7 protein-coding genes are annotated in these 7,992 nt (G+C 35.6%); 4 read left to right on the plus strand and 3 right to left on the minus strand.

What is annotated here, in order from left to right; genetic code table 11:
- Positions 1–3 precede the first annotated feature (3 nt).
- The 3 genes from HNP25_RS11980 to HNP25_RS11990 are packed head-to-tail and all read left to right on the plus strand — an operon-like array spanning position 4 to position 4,975.
- Positions 4–1,521 (plus strand): DUF1501 domain-containing protein, encoded by a 1,518-nt coding sequence (locus HNP25_RS11980; protein ID WP_184134421.1) that lies wholly within the window; start codon positions 4–6, stop codon positions 1,519–1,521.
- Positions 1,522–1,548: 27 nt separating this feature from the next.
- Positions 1,549–2,658: an NHL repeat-containing protein gene (locus tag HNP25_RS11985; protein WP_184134423.1), complete on the plus strand. Its 1,110-nt coding sequence runs from the start codon at positions 1,549–1,551 to the stop codon at positions 2,656–2,658.
- A 25-nt stretch (positions 2,659–2,683) separates the two neighbouring features.
- Positions 2,684–4,975, plus strand: coding sequence for a DUF5703 domain-containing protein (locus tag HNP25_RS11990; RefSeq protein WP_184134424.1), 2,292 nt, complete (start codon positions 2,684–2,686; stop codon positions 4,973–4,975).
- A 45-nt stretch (positions 4,976–5,020) separates the two neighbouring features.
- Here HNP25_RS11990 and HNP25_RS11995 read toward each other — a convergent pair whose 3' ends face one another.
- Positions 5,021–5,296: a hypothetical protein gene (locus HNP25_RS11995; protein WP_184134426.1), complete on the minus strand. Its 276-nt coding sequence runs from the start codon at positions 5,294–5,296 to the stop codon at positions 5,021–5,023.
- 333 nt (positions 5,297–5,629) lie between these two features.
- Here HNP25_RS11995 and HNP25_RS12000 point away from each other — a divergent pair, with 333 nt between their 5' ends.
- On the plus strand, positions 5,630–6,364 hold the full coding sequence (locus HNP25_RS12000; RefSeq protein WP_184134427.1) for a 3-keto-disaccharide hydrolase: 735 nt from the start codon (positions 5,630–5,632) through the stop codon (positions 6,362–6,364).
- Between the two features lie 123 nt (positions 6,365–6,487).
- Here HNP25_RS12000 and HNP25_RS12005 read toward each other — a convergent pair whose 3' ends face one another.
- Complete coding sequence (locus HNP25_RS12005; RefSeq protein WP_184134429.1) at positions 6,488–7,276, minus strand: PhzF family phenazine biosynthesis protein; 789 nt, start codon at positions 7,274–7,276, stop codon at positions 6,488–6,490.
- An 84-nt stretch (positions 7,277–7,360) separates the two neighbouring features.
- The gene (locus tag HNP25_RS12010; RefSeq protein WP_184134430.1) at positions 7,361–7,858 is read right to left on the minus strand and encodes a hypothetical protein; all 498 of its coding nucleotides are present in this window, start codon (positions 7,856–7,858) and stop codon (positions 7,361–7,363) included.
- Positions 7,859–7,992 lie beyond the last annotated feature (134 nt).

Raw genomic sequence — 7,992 nt, forward strand, 5'->3', positions numbered from 1 at the left:
AAAATGGCACATCATCATGACGAAGAATTTAGGCTTCACACGCCAGAATTCAACCATTTACATAATAAGTTAGACAGAAGAAATTTCCTGACTAAAACCTCTTTGGGTTTAGGCTCTTTGGCAGTTGGCTCATTGCTGACTGGTGTATCGGGCTTTTTCGATTCGCCCAAAAAGATTGTTCAAGAAAGTACTCCTAATCTTGAAGACGAAATTCTAAAGGCTTTGCCACACATTGCTCCCAAAGCCAAAAGAGTAGTTTATTTGTTTATGAGTGGCGGTCCTTCGCAGTTTGAAACTTTTGATTATAAGCCTAAACTCATCAGTTTAGCAGGACAAAATTTACCAGATTCTGTTAGAAAAGGACAAAGATTGACGGGCATGAGTGCCAATCAAAGTGCATTGCCGATGGTGCCTTCTGCTTTTAAATTCAATCAACATGGGCAAAACCAAACGTGGATTAGTGAATTATTACCGCACACTGCCGAAGTGGTAGATGAATTGTGTATTATTAAATCCATTCACTCCGAAGCCATCAATCATGACCCTGCCATTACTTTTTTTCAGACAGGAAATCAACTTCCAGGACGACCATCCATCGGTTCTTGGGTGAGTTATGGTTTGGGTTCTGATAATCAGAATTTACCTACTTTTATTGTACTGGTTTCTAAAAATGGTCAGAAAGACCAGCCACTTTACGCCCGTTTGTGGGGAAATGGTTTTTTGCCTTCCAAGCATCAAGGTGTTCAGTTTAGGTCTGGCAAAGACCCTGTTTTGTTTTTAAATGACCCTGAAGGATATGATGGCAAAGACCGGAAAGAAATGTTGGATTATCTTTCTAAACTCAATAAACTGCAAAATGATACTTATGCCGACCCAGAAGTAGAAGCCAGAATTGCACAGTACGAAATGGCATATCGTATGCAAACTTCTGTACCAGAAGTAATGAGTACAGCTGATGAACCAGACGAAGTATTTGATTTGTACGGTGCTGATAGTCGTGATGCGGGAACGTATGCGGCGAATTGCCTTTTAGCCAGAAAATTGTTGGAGAAAGATGTAAAGTTTGTACAATTATATCATCAAGGTTGGGATCAACATGGTGGACTGCCACAAGGAATTGCCCAACAATGTAAAAGCACTGACCAAGCTACAGCAGCACTTATCAAAGACCTAAAAAGAAGAGGAATGCTAGAAGATACTTTGGTGATTTGGGGCGGTGAATTTGGCAGAACGGTTTATTCGCAAGGAAAACTGAGTGCGAATGATTATGGTCGTGACCATCACCCAAGATGTTTTACCATGTGGATGGCAGGAGCTGGCGTAAAAGCTGGGTTGAGCTACGGAGAAACGGATGATTTTAGCTATAATATTGTAAAAGACCCTGTTCATGTGCATGATTTTCAAGCTACATTGATGCACTTGATGGGTGTTGACCACGAACGTCTGACTTATAAATTTCAAGGAAGAAGATTTCGCCTAACGGATGTTCATGGAAAAGTAGTGAAGGATATTTTAGCTTAATTTCAAAAAAATCAGAACCTAATAACTATGACAACCAGAAGAAATTTTATTAAAAATACAACGCTCGCTACGGCTACTACTTTGTCGAGTTCAAACTTTGGTTTTTCTATCTTGCACCAAGATAAAAAAGCGGAAGAATTAATCATTGGTCACGGAGATTTTAAATATAAAGTAGATAAAAGTTGGGCAAAAATCAGTGCGAATTCAAATCCAATTTTCAATTGCCACGAAATGGTGCAAGACAGCAAGGGGCGATTGATTATGTTGGGTGATAATGTCAGAAACAATATTTTAATTTTTGATAAGTCAGGCAAACTCCTTGATTTTTGGGGAACTGCTTTTCCAGGTGGTCATGGTTTAACATTGACCAAAGAAGGTGGAGAAGATTTTTTATTGATTGTAGATTGCGGTTGGTATCAAGATAAAACTGGAAAATGGAATCCTCAAGCTGGACAAGTACTAAAAACTGATTTGAATGGAAGAGTAATTTTTACAATCGGTCACCCACGTACCATTGGTATTTATAAAGATAATCAGCCATTTATGCCAACCGAAACAGCCGTTGCACCCAACGGAGATATTTATGTGGCTGATGGTTATGGCTCAGATTATATCATTCAGTACAATAGTCGAGGGCAGTATATTCGTCATTTTGGCGGACAACATAATGCAAATAAAGAACATAATTTGTACAATGCTCACGGTGTGGCGATTGATTTAAGAGACAAAAATAATCCAGTATTGATTTGTACTTCTCGTGATGAAAATTGCTTTAAATTCTTCACTTTAGATGGAAAGTTTATCAAAAGAGTAGATTTGCCGGGAATGTACGTTTGTCGCCCCGTACTTGATGCTGAAAATATTTATGCAGGAGTATGTTGGTCAAAGGATGCTAACGGACAAAAATTAGGAGGGGATTCTGGTTTTGTGACCATTTTGGATAAAAATAATAAAGTAGTTTCTAGTCCGGGAGGAACAGCACCAACCTATAAAAATGGAATTTTGCAAGCTACTTTACAAGCGACAAATCCTATTTTCCAACATGGACATGATGTTTGTGTGGATGAAGACAAAAACTTGTACATCTGTCAATGGAATGCCAATCACACAGCACCCGTAAAATTAACAAGAGTATAAAATCGTAGCAGAGGAGACGTTTAAAATGAGAAAATATATTCTTTTAGTAGTTTTTATTGGTTTGTTTTTGAGCCTAAAAGCACAAAATAAATCTATAAGTGATTACAATGTCGTTTGGAATAGTCAGAGTAAAAACTCGTCAGAATCAATGCCTTGTGGCGGTGGTGATATTGGGTTGAACGTTTGGGTTGAAAATGGTGATGTTCTTTTTTACCTTTCCAGAAGCGGTACTTTTGATGAAAATAATACTTTCCTCAAGCTTGGTCGTGTTCGTCTTCAATTGTCTTCCAACCCTTTTAACACTTCTGATTTTAAACAGGAATTACATTTAGAAGAAGGTTTTGTGAGTATTTCGTCAGGGAAAACTAAATTGAAAATTTGGGTAGATGTTTTTCGTCCAGTTGTTCATCTTGATTTACAAAGTGATAAAGCCATTACGCTAAAAACTTCCTTTGAATCTTGGCGAAACGAAGACCATCTTATTACAGATGCAAAAGAATTAAGAGCCAATTCTTATAAAGTAAAACAGAAATTTGAAGTAAAAACTTTTAAAGATAATATTGATTTTCAAGGAAATAACATTCTTTTTTACCACAGAAATAGGAGTGACGTAGAAAACGTTTTTGATTATACCGTGAAAATGGAAGGGATGAATTCGGTGAAAGACCAACTTTACAATCCTATCAAAAACAATACTTTTGGCGGAATCATCACAGGAAAAAATCTAAAAGTTGCAGGTAATACTTTCGGAAAATATGCCGATACTGATTTTAAAGCTTGGTCACTGGAAAGTATCAAGGCTAGTCGTTCACAGCAAATTGATATTGCTTTGCATGTGGCACAAACCGAAACTTTTGAAGAATGGCAAAAAGGATTAAACAATATTTTAATCGAAGCAGTAAATCATAAAAAAGAAGCTTTTCAGCAAACCATTACTTGGTGGAAGAATTTCTGGAACAGAAGTTATATCTACATCGAAGGGAAAGACAGTACTGTTTCTCGCAATTATCAACTCTTTCGTTATCAGTTAGCTTGCAATGCTTATGGCAGATGGCCAACTAAATTCAATGGCGGATTATTTACTTTTGACCCTGCCCATGTCGATAAAATATATCCTTTTTCGGTAGATTTCAGACTTTGGGGAGGCGGAACGATGACGGCACAAAACCAGCGTTTGGTTTATTTTCCGATGTTTAAAAATGGGGATTTTGATATGCTAAAACCTCAATTTGATTTTTATTTACGTTCGCTGAAAAATGCGGAATTAAGAAGTAAAGTCTATTGGAATCATGCAGGGGCTTGTTTTACTGAGCAAATTGAAAACTTTGGTTTACCCAATATTTTTGAATATGGTTTGAAGCGACCAGAAGGCTACGATGCAGGCATGGAGTATAACGCTTGGTTAGAATATCAATGGGAAACCGTTTTTGAATTCTGTTTGATGATGCTAGAAACCGAGCGATATGAAGGCAGAGATATTTCGGAGTATGTGCCTTTTATAGAAAGTTGCCTTACTTTTTATGATGAACATTATCAGCAATTAGCCAAAAAACGTGGTGCAAAAACCTTTGATGAACAAGGACAATACATTTTTTACCCAAGTTCAGCGGCAGAAAGCTATAAGATGACTTATAATTCTACGACAGTGATTTCAGCATTAAAAGTAATTTTATCAAGAGTGATTGAACTTCCTGAAAAATACATTGACAGTACTAGCAAGGAAAAATGGACGATGATGTTAAAACGTATTCCGCCGATTCCTTTGCAAGAAATAGATGGACATAAAACGCTGGCACCAGCGCAAACTTGGGCAAGAATCCAGAATTCGGAAGCACCACAATTGTATCCTGTGTATCCTTGGGGACTTTATGGACTTGGAAAATCGAATCTTGAAACGGCGATTAATACTTATCGTTTAGACCCACACGTGCAGCAATATCGAACGCATATCGGTTGGCGACAGCACAGTATTTTTGCGGCACGTTTAGGCTTGAAAGAAGAAGCACAAGAACTGACAAGAGAGAAATTCAAAGATGCCAATCATCGTTTTCCTACTTTTTGGGGACCAGCTTTCGATTGGACACCCGACCATAATTGGGGCGGTTCGGCAATGATTGGTTTACAAGAAATGTTGATGCAAGTGGATGATAAAAAAATCTATTTATTACCCGCTTGGCCAAAAGATTGGAATGCTCAATTCAAATTACATGCACCTTACAACACAACGATTGAAGGCATCGTGAAAAATGGAAAGATTCAAAAGTTAACTGTTTTGCCAGTTTCTAGGAAAAGTGATGTGGTGGTGATGGAGCAGTAATCAATAGGGGTGAACTTAAGTCCACCCCCATTGATTGACAAGGGTTTATTTATCTTTTTCCCCATTTTTGTTGTTGATTTCTGCTTGAATATCTTTAAGATTTTGTTTTTGAATCTTCGAATTTTGATAAATTCCGCCTATCAAGATTATCAGAATACTAATGAAGAAGAAACCAGAGCCATTTTTTAAAAGTCCATAAAGCATTGTGCCAACCAATATACCTATTGATACTGGTGTGAAACTTTCATTTTTCTTCATCTTTTTTTCTTCAATGAGTAACTCTTCGAGCGTCAGTTGAGTGTAATCTTTTTTTTCAAACATAGCTTACTTTGGTTTTAGGATTGGCAATTGATGTTTTGCACAGTTGTTTCTTAGGATAGAAATATACTTATTTTTTGTAAACATTCGCTTCTAAACGTTGAAGTTATATAATTCCAATTAAATTTTCTTACTGGTTCAAGCCTGTGGCTTGGACTTTTCAATCATTTCAGTTTTAAAAGAAATACTACACATAAGTATAAGTGACGCTTCGCTTAATACTTACACTATTGGTCAATCATAACGGGTCTTTCCTAACTAAGCGGGTCATAATCTTAGAACGTTATTTGTATTTTTGAATGAAAAAATATTCTTAAACAATCAAAATACAGCTTTATGAAAAAGAAAATCATTTCCTTACTTTCGTTTGGTTTAATCGTTACACTATTAGGTTCATGTTCTGAAAAAAAAGTTGCTAATAATGAATTAAGTGACCAAGAAAAAGAAGAAGGTTGGACTTTGCTTTTTGATGGAAAAACCACAAACGGTTGGCATTTATACAACCAAGCAAAAGCACCTTCGACTTGGATGGTAAATAACGAAGAATTAGTGTGTATTCCAGATTCGATAAACTTACTGCATGGCGATTTGGTTTCAGACAAAGTTTATAAAAATTTTGATTTAAAATTTGAATGGAAAATCTCAAAAGCAGGTAACAGTGGTGTTTTTATCAATGTAATTGAGCAAGATACAATTCCGACGGCTTGGGCTTCTGGGCCAGAATATCAGCTACTCGAACACGAAAATATTGGAGCAGACTATTTAAAAGATTCCACTAAATGGTCTGCCTGTTTATATAGTTTTGCACCCCAAAAGAATATAGCAAAACTCAAACCATTTGGCGAATGGAACGAATCGAATATCAAACAAAACAACGGGAAAATTGAATTTTATTTGAATGGCGTACTAACAGCCGAACAAGATTTAACCGCTGAAACGTGGGAAAATATGGTCAGCAATAGCTATTTTAAGAATTTTCCGATATTCGGTAAAAATACCGCTGGTAGAATTGCCCTTCAAGAATGGTCGAAAGGGGTGGCTTTTAGAAATATTAAGGTGAAAGAATTGTAGGTGATTTCGCAATGGGTGGTGTATTTACCGCCCATTGCGAAAATAATTTTATTAATAACTTAAATTTATTTTGATAATGTTTGAGTTGCCTCAGTTGTTCAAAAAATAGAAAAACCAATCAACTTATTCCATCCATAAACTACCAACAGAGTACGTTTTAGCTTGACCACTGATGAGTACTCTATCATCCATTAATTCGCAAAATAGTTTTCCGACTCTTTTAGAAACTTGTTGGGCTGTGAATGCTTTTTTGTTGAGCCTGCTTGCCCAAAATGGAATTAATGAACAATGGGCAGAACCTGTAACAGGGTCTTCAAGAATGGATGCTTGGGGCGTAAAAAACCTTGAAACGAAATCACAGTTATCTCCAACTGCTGTAACAATTACGCCACCGGGGTCAAGGTTGATTTGGTCAAAAATTTGTCTGTTGAGTTGGATATTTTTTACTTCCGCTTCAGTATCATAAACCAAAAGAAAGTCTCTTGCTTTTAATATTTCTTTGGGTTTGATATTCAAAGATTGTTCAATGATGGCTGGCAATTCGGCTTTCAGGGGCATTCTTGCAGGAAAGTTCATTTGGTAATAATCCTTATCAACCTTTACCGTCAGGTCGCCACTTAAAGTATCAAAAATGATGGTATCGTTTGGATAATTCAACAGTGTTATTAAGCAATGAGCAGTTGCCAAAGTAGCGTGTCCGCATAAATCCATTTCAATTTCGGGCGTAAACCAACGCAAGTGAATTTTGTCTGTCTTATTTACAAAAAAAGCAGTTTCAGCAACTGCATTTTCTTGGGCAATTTTCAATAAAATTTCATCAGGAAGCCAATTATTTAATGGAACAACACAAGCAGGATTTCCACCAAAAACCTTATCGGTAAAAGCATCTATTTGATATAAGTTTAATTTCATTTTGGGTAATGGATATTTGTTTTAGTATGGATGTTTGCAGATAAAGTTCAGTATTTATAGATTGTTTAAAATTGAATAAAGATTTTAAACAGTAAAATGTTTAGTTTTTTGCTGTTCAATCCATTTTTGATTCCATACAATTCTGTACTGACCTATTTGTTGTGGGATACCATCAAAATCATTTGATAAAATTGTTTTTGTATTATTTACCTCAATGGTACAAATCATATCATCTGGGATTCCAGAAAATCTTAAATGTCTAATTCTTTTGTCTCTTTCATAAATAAAAACTTTTATATATCTCACTGGAAAAAGATTAGTTTTAGAGAATGCAGGAGTTGTACTTTTGGACTTTTTTATAGCCATTTTTATTATATTCTCTTTATTTGTCAATATCAACTGTTGAATATTTTTACGATACTCTGGTTTTATAATAATTTGAGCATTGTTAATGACAGTAAAAAATCCTCTGGAATGGATTTGTGTATCCCTGAGATAAAATTGATTAGGGAATAATTTACTAACATACTCTTTAAAATAAATCGGGAATAAGATTTCTGTTGCACTAAAAAGATATCCCATTTTGTATATAAATTTTGGGAATGTAAATTTCGGTATAAAAAATAGGCTCAATCCTTAAATTAGGCTGATGACTTTTAATGTATATTTTTGTATTCAAAACATATAAGATATGCAAATACAACTACATAAGATTT

It is taken from the genome of Arcicella rosea (assembly GCF_014204325.1).
Taxonomy (GTDB): domain Bacteria; phylum Bacteroidota; class Bacteroidia; order Cytophagales; family Spirosomataceae; genus Arcicella; species Arcicella rosea_A.